The sequence below is a fragment of the Streptomyces sp. NPDC091282 genome (genome assembly GCF_044757385.1).
GTDB lineage: Bacteria > Actinomycetota > Actinomycetes > Streptomycetales > Streptomycetaceae > Streptomyces > Streptomyces gramineus.
This window is the reverse complement of sequence record NZ_JBIVUX010000001.1, coordinates 1212081-1228279: the sequence shown is the minus strand read 5'-3', so window position 1 is coordinate 1228279 and position 16199 is coordinate 1212081. Positions and strand designations below refer to the sequence as shown.

12 protein-coding genes are annotated in these 16199 nt (G+C 74.1%); 5 read left to right on the top strand and 7 right to left on the bottom strand.

From position 1 onward, the window contains the following. Positions 1 to 77 precede the first annotated feature (77 nt). Entirely contained in the window at positions 78 to 1796 is a 1719-nt protein-coding gene (locus tag ACIQOE_RS05560; RefSeq protein WP_401409773.1) for an MOSC domain-containing protein, read from the bottom strand. A gap of 81 nt (positions 1797 to 1877) precedes the next feature. Further along, positions 1878 to 2336 (bottom strand): MarR family transcriptional regulator, encoded by a 459-nt coding sequence (locus tag ACIQOE_RS05555; protein ID WP_401409771.1) that lies wholly within the window; start codon positions 2334 to 2336, stop codon positions 1878 to 1880. Between the two features lie 213 nt (positions 2337 to 2549). Between ACIQOE_RS05555 and ACIQOE_RS05550 the strand changes: the two genes are divergently transcribed. Next, the gene (locus ACIQOE_RS05550) at positions 2550 to 6296 is read left to right on the top strand and encodes an ABC transporter ATP-binding protein (protein WP_401409769.1); all 3747 of its coding nucleotides are present in this window, start codon (positions 2550 to 2552) and stop codon (positions 6294 to 6296) included. A gap of 136 nt (positions 6297 to 6432) precedes the next feature. After that, complete coding sequence (locus tag ACIQOE_RS05545; RefSeq protein WP_401409767.1) at positions 6433 to 6825, top strand: hypothetical protein; 393 nt, start codon at positions 6433 to 6435, stop codon at positions 6823 to 6825. Between the two features lie 16 nt (positions 6826 to 6841). Here ACIQOE_RS05545 and ACIQOE_RS05540 read toward each other — a convergent pair whose 3' ends face one another. From ACIQOE_RS05540 to ACIQOE_RS05525, 4 genes are all read right to left on the bottom strand, one after another. Beyond that, on the bottom strand, positions 6842 to 7447 hold the full coding sequence (locus ACIQOE_RS05540) for a hypothetical protein (RefSeq protein WP_365563713.1): 606 nt from the start codon (positions 7445 to 7447) through the stop codon (positions 6842 to 6844). Positions 7448 to 7522: 75 nt separating this feature from the next. Next, positions 7523 to 9370 (bottom strand): glycoside hydrolase family 3 protein, encoded by a 1848-nt coding sequence (locus ACIQOE_RS05535; RefSeq protein ID WP_365572131.1) that lies wholly within the window; start codon positions 9368 to 9370, stop codon positions 7523 to 7525. A gap of 401 nt (positions 9371 to 9771) precedes the next feature. Continuing rightward, positions 9772 to 10572, bottom strand: coding sequence for a sugar phosphate isomerase/epimerase family protein (locus ACIQOE_RS05530; RefSeq protein ID WP_365563719.1), 801 nt, complete (start codon positions 10570 to 10572; stop codon positions 9772 to 9774). 16 nt (positions 10573 to 10588) lie between these two features. Next, a complete protein-coding gene (locus ACIQOE_RS05525) occupies positions 10589 to 11533 on the bottom strand; it encodes a bifunctional helix-turn-helix transcriptional regulator/GNAT family N-acetyltransferase (protein WP_351323111.1) in 945 nt (314 codons plus the stop codon). Positions 11534 to 11914: 381 nt separating this feature from the next. Here ACIQOE_RS05525 and ACIQOE_RS05520 point away from each other — a divergent pair, with 381 nt between their 5' ends. Beyond that, positions 11915 to 12382 carry a hypothetical protein gene (locus ACIQOE_RS05520; RefSeq protein WP_365572134.1) on the top strand — a complete coding sequence of 156 codons (468 nt, stop codon included), beginning with the start codon at positions 11915 to 11917 and terminating at the stop codon, positions 12380 to 12382. Between the two features lie 205 nt (positions 12383 to 12587). On the opposite strand, the gene ACIQOE_RS05515 is transcribed toward ACIQOE_RS05520, so the two are convergent. Next, positions 12588 to 13634, bottom strand: coding sequence for a LacI family DNA-binding transcriptional regulator (locus tag ACIQOE_RS05515; RefSeq protein WP_351323113.1), 1047 nt, complete (start codon positions 13632 to 13634; stop codon positions 12588 to 12590). Between the two features lie 227 nt (positions 13635 to 13861). On the opposite strand from ACIQOE_RS05515, the gene ACIQOE_RS05510 reads away from it, so the two are divergent. Together ACIQOE_RS05510 and ACIQOE_RS05505 are read left to right on the top strand one after the other, a co-directional pair. Continuing rightward, positions 13862 to 15019, top strand: coding sequence for a Gfo/Idh/MocA family oxidoreductase (locus tag ACIQOE_RS05510; RefSeq protein WP_351323114.1), 1158 nt, complete (start codon positions 13862 to 13864; stop codon positions 15017 to 15019). Continuing rightward, entirely contained in the window at positions 15016 to 16167 is a 1152-nt protein-coding gene (locus tag ACIQOE_RS05505; protein WP_401409763.1) for a dihydrodipicolinate synthase family protein, read from the top strand. Before ACIQOE_RS05510 ends, ACIQOE_RS05505 begins: the two co-directional genes overlap by 4 nt. Positions 16168 to 16199: the final 32 nt, after the last annotated feature.

The following is a 16199-nucleotide window of genomic DNA, read 5'->3' as shown; positions in this document are numbered from 1 at the left end:
CGCCCGAATGGTTGTACGGAGCCCGAAGGGTTTGACTAGTCGTTATCGGCGCGTTGCGGCACCGGGCGCGGTCCGGGTCAGAGGTCGAGGACGGTCTCGGCGGCCGGTGCGCTGCAACAGACCAGGACGGTGCCCGGTTCCGGAGGTTCGAGCGGCGGGGTGGTGTAGACGACGTCGCCGGTCACCAGCGGGGTCACGCAGGTGTGGCAGACGCCGGTCCGGCACGACCAGCGGGTGGGGACGTCGCAGGCCTCGGCGAGGCCGAGGAGCGAGCCGTGCTCGGGCGACCAAGCGGTGGTGACGCCGCTGCGGGCGAACGTGACGAGCGGGCCGGTGCCCGCGGGCCCCGGCGGCTGGTGCGGGCGGACCGCGGTGGTGGAGGTGACGCCGGGGTTGACGGCCGCGAGCGCGCTGAACCGTTCCGTGTGGATCCGCTCGGGAAGGAGGCCCAGCTCGCGCAGCATCGCGCCGAGGTCGTCCATGAAGGCCGTGGGCCCGCACAGGTAGGCGTCGGTGTCGGCGCCGGCCGGGACGCCCAGGCTCGCGAGCGCGGCGGCGGTCGGGCGGCCCCGGGTGACGTGCTCCTCGCCGGGCAGCGGGCCGTCCGCCGTGTAGAAGACGTGCTCGTGGGCGTCGGGGAGCCGGGCGAGGAGGCCGCGGGCCTCGGCGGCGAAGGCGTGGTGGGCCCGGTCGCGGGCGGTGTGGAGCCACCACAGGGGCCGCGGGTCACCGGTGGCGGCGAGCCGGTGCAGCATGGCGAGCACGGGAGTGACGCCGATGCCCGCGGAGGCGAGGACGACCGCTCCGGTCCCCGCTTCGAGGACGAACGTGCCGCGCGGAGCGGCGACGTCCACGAGGTCGCCGGCGCGCAGCCCGGTGTGGATGTAGCCGCTGACCCGCCCGTGCGGCTCGCGCTTGACGCTGATCCGGTAGCCGCCGTCCGCGGACGCCGAGGACAGGGAGTAGCTGCGCACCTCGTGGGCGGCCGCGCCGGCGGTGGGGCGCAGCGAGAGGTATTGGCCGGGCCGGGCGTCCGGCAGCGGCGTGCCGTCGGCGGTGCCGAGGCTGACGGAGGAGACGTCGGCGCTCTCGCGGACGATCCGGGCGACCCTGAGCGGCCGGAAGCCCGGCCAGCCCGGCTGCTCCGCGGGCTGCGCGGCGCCGGCCAGTTCGCGGAACGACTGCTGCCAGCCGGGGCTGAGGGCGGGGATCTCCAGCGCCCTGCGCAGCGTCGCGGGGTCGCGGCCGGGGAGGTAGAGCAGCGCGTCGGTGTCGGCGACGCTCAGCTCGCCCGGCCCCCTGCGGACCAGGGTGATCTCGTCGCCCGCGCCGACCCTTCCCTCGGTGAGCACCCGCAGGTAGAAGCCCGGACGGTGGTGGGCGACCAGGAGGGCGGCCATGGCGGGCTCGCCCAGGCGCATGCCGACGCGGTAGCAGGTGACGCGCGGCTGGGTGACCTCGAACTCCGCCTCGCCGATCCGGTACCGGTCGCCGATGCACACCTCGTCGTCGGGCAGGCCGTCGACGGTGAAGTTCTCCCCGAAACTCCCGAAGGACAGGTCGTCGCGGCCGAGCTGCTTCTGCCAGTACCGGTAGGAGTCCGCCTGGTAGACGAGCACGGCCCGGATCTCGCCGCCGTGCCCGGCCAGGTCGCCCTGGCCGTCGCCGTCGACGTTCAGCCGCCGCACCATCCGGCGCCCGGACACCGGCGCCTTCCACGCTCCGGTGCGGACGGTCCGCCCCTGCCAGGGCACGTCCCTCGGCAGGCCCACATTGACGGACAGCAACGTCCCCATGGCGACATCCTGGTGCCTCCACCGCGATTCCGCGAACGGAACGGGCGCCGGCACGGAACAGGCCCAGGCACCGAGCAGGCCCTAGTGGTGCCAGGCGCTCCCGCCCGTGTTGTGGATGAAGCGCTGCAGCACCTTGAGGGTGGTCAGGTACTCCTCGTCGGAGATGCCCGCCCGGCGCTCCGCCTCAAGACCGGCCTGGACGGCGGCGGCCTCGTCGTGGCGGGCCCGGCCCTGCTCGGTCAGCTCCAGCCGGCCGTCGGCGTCCTCGGTGAGCCAGCCGAGGGCCAGGGTGCGGTCGATCTCCTCCTCCAGGGCCCGCGGGCCGGTGTCCAGGTAGCCGCGCAGGACGCGGGACACCTCGGCGCGTGCCTTGGCGCCGCCCGCCCCGGCGACCTGGGCCAGGATCCACCACTGCGGCTGCGTGGTGCCCACCTGCGCGAGAGCGGCCCTGGTGCGGGTGACGACGGCCTTGGAGGCGGCCCAGCTCCAGTACCCGATGGGCTGGCGGATCAGTTCGGCGTCACTGTGCGAGTACTCCACGGCCGGTCCCTTCCTCGGTGCGGTGCGGTGCGGTCCGACCGTAGGAACTCGACCTCACTTGAGGTCAAGCCCGGCCCGTCACCGGCGCGGCGGCCCAGGTCCGGAGACCGAGCCGCCCTGCGACCATCGGCCGAGGTTTGTTGCGGAGGGATGAAATCCGGTTCCGTCCGTGTTGTGGCCGAGCGGAAGCAGAGGGCGAACGGGAGGCACCGCGTGGCAGCGCAACAGGGGGAGCGGCAGGGCTGGGCGCGCAGGCTGGCGGGGTATGCCTGGCGGCATCCCAAGGACGTCGTCCTCGCGCTCGGGTCCTCGCTGGCCGGCATGGCCGTCCTGGCCGTCGTACCGCTCATCACCAAGGTGATCATCGACGATGTGGTCGGCGACCACAGCCGGTCCATGGGCCCCTGGGCGGGTGCCCTGATCGGCGCCGCCGTCCTCGTCTACGCGGCCACCTTCGTGCGCCGCTACTACGGCGGCCGGCTCGCCCTCGACGTCCAGCACGACCTGCGGACCGAGATGTACGGCACCATCACCCGGCTCGACGGACGGCGGCAGGACGAGCTGTCCACCGGCCAGGTGGTCGGGCGGGCCACCAGCGACCTGCAGCTGATCCAGGGCCTGCTCTTCATGCTGCCGATGACCATCGGCAACGTCCTGCTCTTCGTGATCTCCCTCGGGATCATGGCCTGGCTGTCGCCGCCGCTCACCCTGGTCGCCCTCGCCGTCGCCCCGGCCCTGTACTGGATCGCCAAGCGCAGCCGCAGCAAGCTCCACCCCGCCACCTGGTACGCCCAGGCGCAGGCCGCCGCGGTGGCCGGCGTGGTCGACGGGGCCGTCAGCGGCGTGCGGGTGGTGAAGGGCTTCGGCCAGGAGGACCAGGAGACCGGCAAGCTCCGCGCGGTCGGACGCAGGCTGTTCGCGGGGCGGCTGCGCACGATCCGCCTGAACAGCAGGTTCACCCCGGCCCTGCAGTCCGTCCCGGCCCTCGGCCAGGTCGCCATGCTGGCGCTCGGCGGCTGGCTGGCCGTCCGCGGACACATCACCCTCGGCACCTTCGTCGCCTTCTCCTCCTACCTGGCCCAGCTGGTCGGCCCGGTCCGGATGCTCGCCGTGGTCCTCACCGTCGGCCAGCAGGCCCGCGCCGGCACCGAACGCGTCCTGGAGCTGATCGACACCGAGCCGACGCTGACGCAGGGCACGAAGGAGCTGCCGGCCGACGCGCCCGCGACCGTCGAGTTCGACGACGTGTCCTTCGGGTACGACCCGGACCGCCCGGTCCTGAAGGGGCTGAGCTTCGAGATCCGGCCGGGCGAGACCGTCGCCGTCGTCGGCTCCTCCGGCTCCGGCAAGTCCACCGTCTCCCTGCTCCTGCCGCGCTTCTACGACGTCACGCACGGCGCCGTCCTCGTCGGCGGCCACGACGTCCGCGAGCTGACCCTCGACTCGCTGCGGGCCGCCATCGGCCTGGTCCCCGAGGACTCCTTCCTCTTCTCCGACACCGTCCGCGGCAACATCGCCTACGGCCGTCCCGGCGCGACCGACGAGGAGATCCTGGCGGCCGCCCGCGCCGCCCAGGCCGACCGCTTCATCTCCGACCTGCCCGAGGGCTACGACACCAAGGTCGGCGAGCAGGGCCTGACCCTCTCCGGCGGCCAGCGCCAGCGCGTCGCCCTGGCCCGCGCCCTGCTCACCGACCCCCGGCTGCTCGTCCTCGACGACGCCACCTCCGCCGTCGACGCCCGCGTGGAGCACGAGATCCACGAGGCGCTCAAAGGGGTGATGCGCGGCCGGACGACCCTCCTCATCGCGCACCGCCGCTCCACCCTCAACCTCGCCGACCGCATCGCCGTCCTGGACGGCGGCCGGCTCGCCGACATCGGCACCCACGAGGAACTCCAGGAGCGGTCCGCGCTCTACCGCAGGCTGCTCACCGACCCCGACGAACTCGGCGGTGTCTCCCCGGGCCACGCGCTGCCCGCCGTCCCGCCCGAGGACACGTCCGTCCGCGACGAACTGGACGCGGAGTTCGACGCCGAGCGGGGCGTGACCCCGCGCCTGTGGACCGGTGACCGCACCCCCCGGGACCTCGCCCTCGCCGGCACCCCGGCCACGCCCGAACTGCTCGCCGAGGTCGACGCGCTGCCGCCGGCCGCCGACGTCCCCGACATCGACGAGGACCGGGCGGTGCGCCCCGAGGACTCCTACGGGCTGCGCCGGCTGCTGCGCGGCTTCGGCCGCCCGCTGCTCGTCAGCCTCGCCCTGGTCGCCGTCGACGCCGGCGTGGGCCTGCTGCTGCCGGTGCTGATCCGGCACGGCATCGACCAGGGCGTCACCAAGATGGCGCTCGGCGCGGTCTGGGCGGCCTCGCTGCTCGGGCTGTTCGCGGTCCTCGCGCAGTGGGCGGCGCAGATCGGCGAGACCCGGATGACGGGCCGGACCGGCGAACGCGTCCTCTACTCGCTCCGCCTGAAGATCTTCGCCCAGCTCCAGCGGCTCGGCCTCGACTACTACGAGCGGGAGCTGACCGGCCGGATCATGACGAGGATGACGACGGACGTCGACGCCCTCTCCACGTTCCTGCAGACCGGCCTGGTCACCGCCTTCGTCTCCGTCGTCACCTTCTTCGGCATCATGGTGGCCCTGCTGGTGATCGACGTACAGCTCGCGCTGGTCGTCTTCACCACCCTGCCGCCGCTGATCGTCGCGACCTTCTTCTTCCGCCGGGCCAGCGTGAAGGCCTACGAACTCGCCCGCGAACGGGTGTCGGTGGTCAACGCCGACCTCCAGGAGTCGGTGGCGGGCCTGCGGATCGTGCAGGCCTTCGGGCGCGAGCGGGACAGCGGCCGCCGGTTCACCGAGCGCAGCGAGAGCTACCGCAAGGCCCGCATCCGGGGCCAGTGGCTGATATCGGTCTACTTCCCGTTCGTGCAGCTGCTGTCGTCGGTGGCCGCGGCGAGCGTGCTGATGGCCGGCGCCCACCGGGTGGAGGCGGCCACGCTCACCACCGGCGCGCTGGTCGCCTACCTGCTCTACATCGACCTGTTCTTCGCGCCCGTCCAGCAGCTCTCCCAGGTCTTCGACGGCTACCAGCAGGCCACCGTCTCCCTCGGCCGCATCCAGGAACTGCTCCGCGAGCAGACCTCGACGCGGGCCGCCGAGCAGCCGCGCGAGGTGGCCCGGCTCCGGGGCGAGATCGCCTTCGAGGACGTGCGCTTCGCGTACGGCGCCGACGACGACGGCGACGCGGCCCTGGACGGCATCGACCTGACCGTCCCCGCCGGGCAGACGGTCGCCTTCGTCGGCGAGACCGGCGCCGGCAAGTCCACCCTGGTCAAGCTGGTCGCGCGGTTCTACGACCCGACGGGCGGCCGGGTGACGGTCGACGGCACGGATCTGCGCGCCCTGGACCTCACCTCCTACCGCCACCGCCTCGGGGTCGTCCCGCAGGAGGCGTACCTCTTCCAGGGGACCGTTCGGGACGCCATCGCCTACGGCCGCCCGGACGCCACCGACGCCGAGGTGGAGGCGGCGGCCCGCGCGGTCGGCGCCCACGAGATGATCGCCACCCTCGAAGGCGGCTACCTGCACGAGGTGGCCGAGCGCGGCCGCAACCTTTCGGCCGGCCAGCGCCAGCTGATCGCGCTGGCCCGCGCGGAACTCGTCGACCCCGACGTGCTGCTCCTCGACGAGGCGACGGCGGCCCTGGACCTGGCGACGGAGGCCCAGGTCAACCTGGCCACGGACCGGCTGGCGGGCCGTCGTACCACCCTCGTGGTGGCGCACCGGCTCACCACGGCCGCCCGCGCCGACCGGGTGGTCGTCATGGACCACGGGCGGGTCGCCGAGGACGGCACCCACGACGAGCTCCTCGCCCTGGACGGCCACTACGCCGAACTCTGGCGCACCTTCATCGGCCGGTCGTCCGAGGAGCCGGAGGAACCCGTCGCCGCGACCCGCTGAACCGACGGCGCCCCGGCCCGGTGCGACCGGGGCGCGTCGTGGGGTTCCTGACGGCCGTGCAACCATCCGACATATGTCGTGCGTCCGTACATCAGTACGGACGCGGTGCGGAGTGGCGGTACGGGAGGGGACGACTGTGAGCAGTGGTGCGATACGGCGGCGGCTGGCGCTCGGCGCGGCCGTGCTGACCGCCGCCGGGACGCTCGCCCTCGTGGCCCCGGCCCAGGCCGGTGCCGTGACGGCCGCCGACTGCGCCGGGCGCCAGGTGCGCACGCTGCCCTTCGCCACCGGCACCGTGCACATCTACCGGCAGGGCGGCTACGTCTGCGCGATCACGCTTCCCAGGGCCTCCGGCGGCACGCGCACCATGTCCGTCAGCGTCCAGGCCCGCGGCAACCGGCCGGTCGTCGACCGGGGCAGGTACCGCTACCACGCGGGCCCGGTGAGCGTGCACGCCGGGCACCGCTGCGTCTGGATCAAGGGCGCGGTGGGCGGGTCCTCGGCCAGCTCGGGCTGGATCCTCTGCTGAGACCGGGCCGGCGCGCTCACACGCGGGTGGCGCAGCCCACCGGCTGCGCGCCGCCGAGATGGACGTACAGGGCCGTCGAGGCCGGGCACCCATCCCGCGCGGTCACCGCCCTGACCACCTTGTACTGCGGCTTGTGCGGCCCGGAGCCGTCGCAGGCGGTCTCCCGGACCCGGCCGTGGCCCGAGCCGTAGACGCAGTCACCGACGATCGTGTGCGGTCCGCCGCCTCTGCCGGGGTCGCCGGGGTGCGGCGGCTCCAGGTCGCGCATGCAGGCGTAGCCCGGCGGGACCGCCCCGGCACCGCCGGTGCGCTGGGCGCCGATGCGCAGCACGAAGTCGGTGGTGGCCGGACAGGGCGGTCCGGCGGCGACCGTGCCGTCGTACCGCGCGGTCACCCGGGCCGCCGCCCGTTCGCTCCCGCACGGCACCTCGGTGAAGCTGACGGTCCCGAACGAGCTGCACTCGCCGACCGCGAGGAACCGCGCGCCGTACCCGGACGCCGTCCGGCTCGCCGACGGCCGCGCGCCGCCCGCCGGCTCCCCGGACGAGGACGGCCGGCATCCGGCCGACAGCAGCACGGCGGCGACCGCCACCGCCACGCCCGCGAAACGCCCGCTCCTCATACCGACCCCCTCGGCCGGTGCGGGCCCTCACGGCCCGCACCGGCCGTACGGGATGCTTTCCGCCCTTTGGGCCTGTTACGCCCGATCCGCTGCGTACCTCTCGTACGTCAGCCCGTGGCCGATCGGGTACAGCACCTGCGCCGGATCGTCCGCCCGCTGCACCGGCACCGGCAGCCTGCCGCGCGGCGCGACCCGGCCGGCGATCACCCGGGCCGCGGCCCGCAGTTCGACGTCCGTCCAGCAGTAGGACGCCAGGCAGGCCCGCACGGTGGGCAGTTGGGCGACGTCGTACGGATTGCGCACGGCCACCGCCACCACCGGGAGGCCGGTGGCGACCAGGCGCTCCACCAGCCGCCGCTGCCCGCTGTCCGCCGTCACGTTGTACGTCCCGACGATCACCGCGTCCGCGTCCGCGGCCGCCGCTACCGCCGCGTCGACGGCCGCCGCCGAGGGATCCGTGCCGGTGGCCGACGTGCGCACGGTGAAGCCGAGTTCGGTGAACGCGGCGGCGAGCACGGCGGTGGGCGGGCCGGTGGTGCCGGACGGGGAGGCCGGGTCGGCGCCCGCCACCAGCAGCCGACCGTGCGTGCGGCGGGACAGCGGGAGCAGCCCGCCCTCGTTGACCAGCAGGGTGGTGGTGCGCTCGGCGATCCGGTCGGCGGTGGCCAGGTGCCGGGCCGCGCCCACCACCCGGCCGACGTCCTTGGCGTTGACGTACGGCCGCTCCAGCAGCCCCAGCCGGGACTTGAGCCGCAGGATCCGCAGGACCGACTCGTCGAGCCGCGCCTCGGTCAGCTCCCCGTCCCGGACCGCCGCCAGGACGGCGTTCCAGGCCACGTCCAGGGCGGGCGGGTTCAGGAGCTGGTCGACACCGGCCTTCAGGGCCAGCACCGGCACCCGGTCGTCGCCGTACTTGGTGCGCACCCCCTCCATGCCCAGCGAGTCGGTCACCACGACCCCGTCGTAGCCGAGTTCGCCGCGCAGGATGCCGGTGAGGACCGGGTGGGAGAGGGTCGCCGGATCGCCGGAGCCGTCCAGCGCGGGGAACTGGATGTGCGCGGTCATGATCGAGTCGATGCCCGCCCGCACCGCGGCCCGGAACGGCACCGCGTCCAGCTTCTCCCACAGGTCCCGGCTGTGCGTGATCACCGGGAAGCCGGTGTGGCTGTCGACGGCGGTGTCGCCGTGGCCCGGGAAGTGCTTGGCGGTGGCCGCGACCCCGGCGTCCCGGTACCCCTGCGCCTCGGCGGCGACCAGCGCGCCGACCGCCTCCGGGTCGGCCCCGAACGACCGCACGCCGATGATGGGGTTGGCCGGGTTCACGTTGACGTCGGCGTCGGGGGAGTAGTCCTGGCGGATGCCCATCGCCCGCAGCTCCGCGCCGGAGACGCGGCCGAGGGTACGGGCGTCGTCGCGCGAGCCGCCCGCCCCCATCGCCATCGCGCCCGGGAAGAGCGCGGCGGGCCTGCCGATCCGGCAGACGGCGCCGTGCTCCTGGTCGGTGGCGATCAGCACCGGCAGGCCCCGCGGCTGCTCCAGCGCGGCGCGCTGGATCCCGTTGGACAGTTCGGCGATCTGCCGCGGGTCCCGGGTGTTGTGCGCCCAGGTGAAGTAGATGATCCCGCCGACGCGGTACCGGGCGATCAGCTCGGCGGCCGTGCGGACGCCGATCTCGGCGAGGTTGGCGTCGACGTCGGCCTGGTCGGGGTCGGTGGCGGAGTGCCCGTAGACCCGCATCACGAACAGCTGGCCGACCTTCTCCTCGAGGCTCATGCGGGAGACGAGGGCGCGGAGCGTCCGGTCGTCGGCGTCGCGGTGGCCGGCGTTCTCGCCGCCCGAGCCGACGGCGTACGCGCCGCTGCCGACGGTCAGACCCGCGGTGACGCCCGCGGTGGCGGCGAGGACGGTGCGTCTGGAGGGCACCTGCGCTCCTTCCGGTGGGGAACCGGCTGAAGGAAACTTCCGTAGGCACACCAATATTCGGGAAGTTTCTTTCCGTCAAGGCCATGCACAGGGCCGGTCCGGCGCGTCCGTCCGCAGGACGGGAACGGCACCCGTTCGGCAGAGGGGCCGCCATCGGCGCAAGGGAGGGGGGCGCGCCGATGGCGGCGGGCCGGCGGGCGCGGTGCGGCGGAGAGGGTGGGTCGGCGACCTCGGCCGGCGCCGAGTGCCGAGACCGCACCACGCGGACTCTTCCGACAGCCTGCGCGTTGGACGGGCGAGGAGGGCGCGCGGTTCCCGGGCGGAGAAGGGCCCGCCGGGGCCGGGGGAGGGGGGACGGGCGGGGCCGCCGGGACGCGCGCGGGCCGGGGCGGGCCGTCGGCTCAGGCCGACTCGTTGAGCAGCCGGGCCAGGTGGTCCCGGCCCGCCGTCAGCAGGCCGGGCAGCGGCGCCGCGGTCTCGTACCAGCGCTTCTCGTACTCCCAGCACAGCCAGCCGTCCCAGCCGTGCCGGGACAGCTCCTCCACGCAGTCGGAGAGCGGCAGCGTCCCGGCCCCGAGCGGCAGCGGGGCGGTGTCCTCGGCCGAGGCGATGTCCTTGACCTGGACGTAGCCGAGGTGCGGGGCGAGGGCCGCGTAGCTCTCGGCGGGCTGCTCGCCGCCGAGCCAGGTGTGCATGACGTCCCACAGCGCCCCGGCCATGCGGTGGCCGACCGGGCCGAGGACGCGGATCGCGGCGGCGCCGGTGCGGTGCGAGTCGTGCGTCTCCAGCAGGACCCGGACACCGAGCGCGGCGGCGTCCTCGGCGACCGTGCCGAGACGCCGGGCGGCGACGGCGTCGGACTCGGCGGCGGGCAGCGCCGGGTCGGCGCCCGGGAAGACCCGGACGAAGGGGGCGCCCACGTCGTGGGCCAGCTGGAGGAGCCCGCGCACCTCGTCGAGGACCGGCCCGTCCTCGCCCGGAGCCGCGACGCGCGCGTAGCCGGCGATGCCCAGGACCTCCAGGTCGGCCGCCTTGAACTCGGCGGCGACGTCGGCCCGCGCGGCCGGGCCGAGGCCGGGGTGCACCGGTTCCTCGGGATGGGCGCGCAGTTCGACGCCGTGGTAGCCGTGGGCGGTGGCGAGCGCCACCACCTCCGGCACCGGCAGGCCGGGGACCCCGAGGGTGGAGAAGGCGAGCCTCATGGCACCAACCTACGTCTCACTCGGCGGCCGTGTGCAGATCCAGTCGCCAGTCCTGTCCGACCAGGTCCCTGCCGAAGGAGCGGTGCGGCTTCTCGGCGCTGAGGACGAACCCGTGCCGCCGGTAGAGGCGGCGGGCGGCGGAGAGGACGTCGTTGGTCCACAGCACCAGGTCGCGGTAGCCGACCCCGCGGGCGAAGTCGATCACGGCGGTGACCAGCCGGTCGCCGATGCCGAGGCCGCGCGCCTCCGGTTCGACCAGCAGCAGCCGCAGCCTCGCGGTGCCCGGGGCGTCGTCCCGGACGCACATCACGCAGCCGAGCGGCCGTCCCGCCCGCTCGGCGATCCAGACCCGTTCCAGGTGCGGGTCGTGGTCCTCGGCGTAGTCGGCGACGATCCGGGCCACCAGGCCCTCGTAGTCGGTGTTCCAGCCGTACTCGGCCGCGTACAGCGCGGCGTTGCGCTGCACGATCCAGCCCAGGTCGCCGGGGTGCGGGTCGCGCAGCACCACCTCGGCCCGGCCGACGCCGTCGCCGCCGGCGCGGGGGTCGCCGAGGATCGTGCGGATGGTGTGCATGGCCTCGGCGAGCCGTGGCCGCGCACCGGGGTCGACGCCGCCCAGCAGCGTGCCGACCGAGTCCCTGGCGCGCTCGTCGAGCAGTTCGGCGGCGGACCGGCCGCGCTCGGTGAGGGAGACCCGGCGCCGCCTCGGGTCCTTCGCGGAGGGTGCGCGCTCGATCAGGCCGGCTTCCTCGAACCTGTTCAGGATCCGGCTCAAGTACCCGGCGTCCAGCGCGAGATCGGCCCGCAGGTCGGCCGCGTCGGTGTCGGCGGAGTGCGCGAGCTCGTACAGCACCCGGGCCTCGGTGAGGGTGTAGGGGGCGTAGAGGTGGCGGCCGTAGTCGAGGGCGCCGATGAGGTTGGTGTAGAAGCGGTTGAAGGCGCGGACGTCCTGGACGGTCATGGCTGGACCCCGATGGTTGACTGAGTCAGAGATACCGTGCCACCGAGGCTATCCCGCGGCCCCGCCGGGCCGGAAGGCATCGGCCCGAACGGCGTTCCCGCTGGCTTCACTTGTTCTCGTTCGGCTGGGTTCCGTCCTGCTTTTGACTTCGTCGCGTCCGCGCCGTAGCTTTATACACGAACGTCACTAATGTCCGTTTCAATCGGATATGACGTGGTCCGCCGAAGGGCCCGTGCGGTGCGGAGAACCGGCATCAAGGGCGGCGGACGCGCTCGGAGCTGCGCGCAGGCTCTGGAGTGCACGCAAGGCGGCACCGAAGCGGCCGTCGTAACACAACCACACCCTCGGAGAGGGGCGATCATGCGCGCGCACACCACACGTATGAAGAGGGTCGCCATCGCTGCGATCTCGGCACCCATCCTGGCGCTCGGCGCCGGAGTCGGTGTCGCCAGCGCGGCAACCCACTCGTCGGCGCCTGACCACGTTGTTACCTTCCAGGACAACGGTGGCGGTGGCGGCGGTCACGGCGGCGGTGGCGGTGGCCACGGCGGCGGTGGCGGCGGCCACGGCGGTGGCGGCGGTCACGGTGGCGGCGGCTACGGCGGCGGTCACGGTGGCGGCGGCTACGGCGGTCGCGGTGGCGGCGGCTACGGCTACGGCGGCTGGGGCGACAACGGCTACGGCCGTGGCGGCTGGGGCGGCTGGGGCGACAACGGCTATGGCGGCTGGGGCGGTGGCGGCTACGGCGGTCACGGTGGCGGCGGCTATGGCGGCGGCGGTCACGGTGGCGGCGGCGGTCACGGCGGTGGCGGCGGTGGCGGCCACGGCGGTGGCGGCGGCGGTCGGTGACTGACGCTCCCTGACAGCAAAGGAATGGGTCCGGGTGCCCGGTGTTTCGGGCGCCCGGACCCATGCGTCTGCCCCGCCGGCCCACGGACGAACGACGTGAGGAACCGTTCCTGCGGGGCGGCTCCCGTGCGGTCCTTCGTAGTCCGACTTGCCTGATGAACCGTTCCTGCGGGGTGGGTTCCAGGCAGTCCGCGGCGCGTCCCGGTCAGCTCCGCGGCACGCCCGACGAGCCCCGTACCATCAGCTCCCCGCGGACCGTGGCGATGCCGCCCGGCGGGGGCTCCTCGCGGCCCATGGCGATGCGGCCGGCCCGCGCGCCGGCCTCCGCCAGCGGCAGCCGCACCGTCGTCAGCGACGGCACCGCGTCGATGCTGAACGGCAGGTCGTCGAACCCGGCCACCGACACGTCCGCCGGGATCCGCAGCCCCGACTCCCGCAGCGCCGCGCACGCGCCGAGCGCCACCGAGTCGTTCGCGGCCACCACCGCCGTCAGCGCCGGGTCGCGGCGCAGCAGTTCGAGCGTCGCCTCGTAGCCGGCCCGCCGGTCGTATCGGCCGTGCACGGTCCAGCGCGGGTCCTCCTCGATCCCGGCCGCCGCCAGTGCCGCCCGGTGGCCCTCCAGGCGGTGCCGGGTGGTGGTCCGCTCCTCGGGGCCCGCGATGTAGCCGAGCCGCCGGTGGCCCAGGCCGATGAGGTGCTCGGTCAGCTGCCGCCCGCCGCCGCGGTTGTCAAAGGTCAGGGCCACCGCGTCGGTCTCCGGCGCGGGCGGCCGTCCGCACAGCACCACGCGGGTCCCGGCCTCCGCCAGCTTGCGCAGCTTCGCCGCCACCGCCGCCGCGTGCGGCGCGTCCTCGACGGCCCCGCCGGTCAGGACCACCGCGGCCGCCCGCTGCCGCTGCAGCAGGGTCAGATACGTCAGCTCCCGCTCCGGCGAGCCCCCGGTGTTGCAGACCACCGCCAGCCGTTCGCCGCCGGCCCGTCCGCCCGGACCGCCGATCTCCGCCTGGATCGCGCTCGCCATGATCCCGAAGAACGGGTCCGCGATGTCGTTGACGAGGATGCCGACCAGGTCGGAGGTGGCCGCCGCGAGCGCGCTGGCCGGGCCGTTGAGGACGTAGTCCAGCTCGTCCACCGCCCGCAGCACCCGTTCCCGCGTGGACGCCGCCACCGGGTAGTTGCCGTTCAGTACGCGCGACACCGTCGCGGGCGAGACCTGGGCGCGGGCCGCCACGTCCGCCAGGGTCACCGTCATCTCGTCGTCCTCCGGTCGCGCGTCTCGTCGTACGCCGTCGTACACAGCCTGATCAAAGGAAGCCCCCTTGCCGTGCAGACCATAAGGCCATTCACTCCCGTTGTTCGCCCCCTCGAACAACTCGACCCCATCACGGTCTTGTACGGACCAGCGGTAAAGGCTAGCTTTCAGACCATGTAGAAAGCGCTTGCTGCGTCGCTGGGGCGCATGCGGACGAAGGGACTCACGTGACACGCAAGACGGTGCGTATCGCCATGAACGGCGTGACCGGGCGCATGGGCTACCGCCAGCACCTCGTCAGGTCGATCCTCGCGCTGCGCGAACAGGGCGGCCTCGACCTCGGCGACGGCACGGTGCTGTGGCCGGAACCGATCCTCGTGGGCCGCCGGGAGCACGCCCTGCGCGCCATCGCCGACCGGCACGGCCTGTCCGGGGAGCACGTCCGCACCGACCTGCGGTCCGTGCTCGCCGACCCGACCGTGGACATCTACTTCGACGCCCAGGTCACCTCCGCCCGCGAGGAGGCGCTCCGGCAGGCCATCGCCGCCGGGAAGCACGTCTACACCGAGAAGCCGACGGCCACCGGCCTGGCGGGCGCCCTGGAGCTGGCCCGGCTGGCGAACGCGAAGGGCATCAGGCACGGGGTCGTCCAGGACAAGATCTTCCTGCCCGGCCTGCTGAAGCTGAAGCGGCTGATCGACGGCGGCTTCTTCGGCCGGATCCTTTCGGTGCGCGGCGAGTTCGGCTACTGGGTCTTCGAGGGTGACTGGCAGCCCGCGCAGCGCCCGTCGTGGAACTACCGCGCGCAGGACGGCGGCGGCATCGTCGTCGACATGTTCCCGCACTGGGAGTACGTGCTGCACGAGCTGTTCGGCCGGGTGACGTCCGTCCAGGCGGTCGCCACCACGCACATCCCGCAGCGCTGGGACGAGAACGGCAAGCCCTACGACGCCACCGCCGACGACGCCGCCTACGGCATCTTCGGACTCGACGGCGGTGCCGTCGCCCAGATCAACTCCTCCTGGGCGGTCCGCGTGCACCGCGACGAACTGGTCGAGTTCCAGGTCGACGGCACCGAGGGCTCGGCCGTCGCGGGCCTGCGCACCTGCCGCGTCCAGCACCGCTCCGCCACCCCCAAGCCGGTGTGGAACCCGGACGTGGCGGCCACCGAGGTCTTCCGCGACCAGTGGCAGGAGGTCCCGGACAACGGCGAGTTCGACAACGGCTTCAAGGCCCAGTGGGAGCTGTTCCTCCGGCACGTGTACGCCGGCACCCCGTACCACTGGGACCTGCTGGCCGGCGCCCGCGGCGTCCAGCTCGCCGAGCTGGGCCTGCGGTCCTCGGCCGAGGGCCGCCGCATCGACGTACCGGAGATCTCCCTGTGACCATCCAGCTCCCGGGCGCCGGCGGGACCCTGCGCGCCTACGAGCCGCGCACCGAGCCGCTCGCCGTCGCCGCAGGCGCCTCCTTCACCTCCCGTACGGTCTTCGCGGCGGCCCATGTCGTCGCCGACCCGTTCGCCGACGTCTCCCCGGACGCGCCCGCCGCCGTCGACTGGGACGCCACCCTCGCCTTCCGCCGCCACCTGTGGGCGCACGGACTGGGCGTCGCCGAGGCGATGGACACCGCCCAGCGCGGCATGGGCCTGGACTGGACGGGCGCGGCCGAGCTGATCCGCCGCAGCGCCGCCGAGGCCGGGGCGGTCGGCGGCCGCATCGCCTGCGGGGTCGGCACCGACCAGATCACCGGCGGCACGCTCGCCGAGATCCGGGCCGCCTACGAGGAGCAGCTCGCGCTCGTCGAGGACTCCGGCGCGCAGGCCGTCCTGATGGCCTCCCGGGCGCTCGCCGCCACCGCCACCGGCCCCGAGGACTACCTGGAGGTCTACGGCCACCTGCTGCGCCAGGCGACCGCGCCGGTGGTCCTGCACTGGCTCGGCCCGATGTTCGACCCGGCGCTCACGGGCTACTGGGGGGCAGACGACCTGGACGCGGCGACGGACGTGTTCCTGGAGATCATCGCCGCCCACCCCGACAAGGTCGACGGCGTCAAGGTGTCGCTCCTGGAGGCGGGACGGGAGGTCGACCTCAGGCGGCGGCTGCCGCGGGGCGTCCGCTGCTACACCGGCGACGACTTCCACTACCCCGAGCTGATCGCCGGCGACGCGCAAGGTTTCAGCCACGCCCTGCTCGGCGTCTTCGACCCGCTGGGACCGCTGGCGGCGCAGGCGGTACGGCTCCTGGACACCGGCGACACGGCGGGCTTCCGCGCGCTGCTCGACCCGACCGTCGCCCTCTCCCGTCACCTCTTCCAGGCTCCCACCCGCTTCTACAAGACGGGCGTGGTGTTCCTGGCCTGGCTCGCCGGCCACCAGGATCACTTCACCATGGTCGGCGGCCTGCAGTCGGCCCGTTCCCTGCCGCACCTCGCCCGCGCCTACGAACTCGCCGACGGCCTGGGCCTGTTCCCCGACCCGAAGCTGGCCGAGGACCGGATGAAGACCCTCCTCGCCCTGTACGGAGTGACCCGGTGACCGGTGACCTGTCCCGCCTGTCGATCAACCAG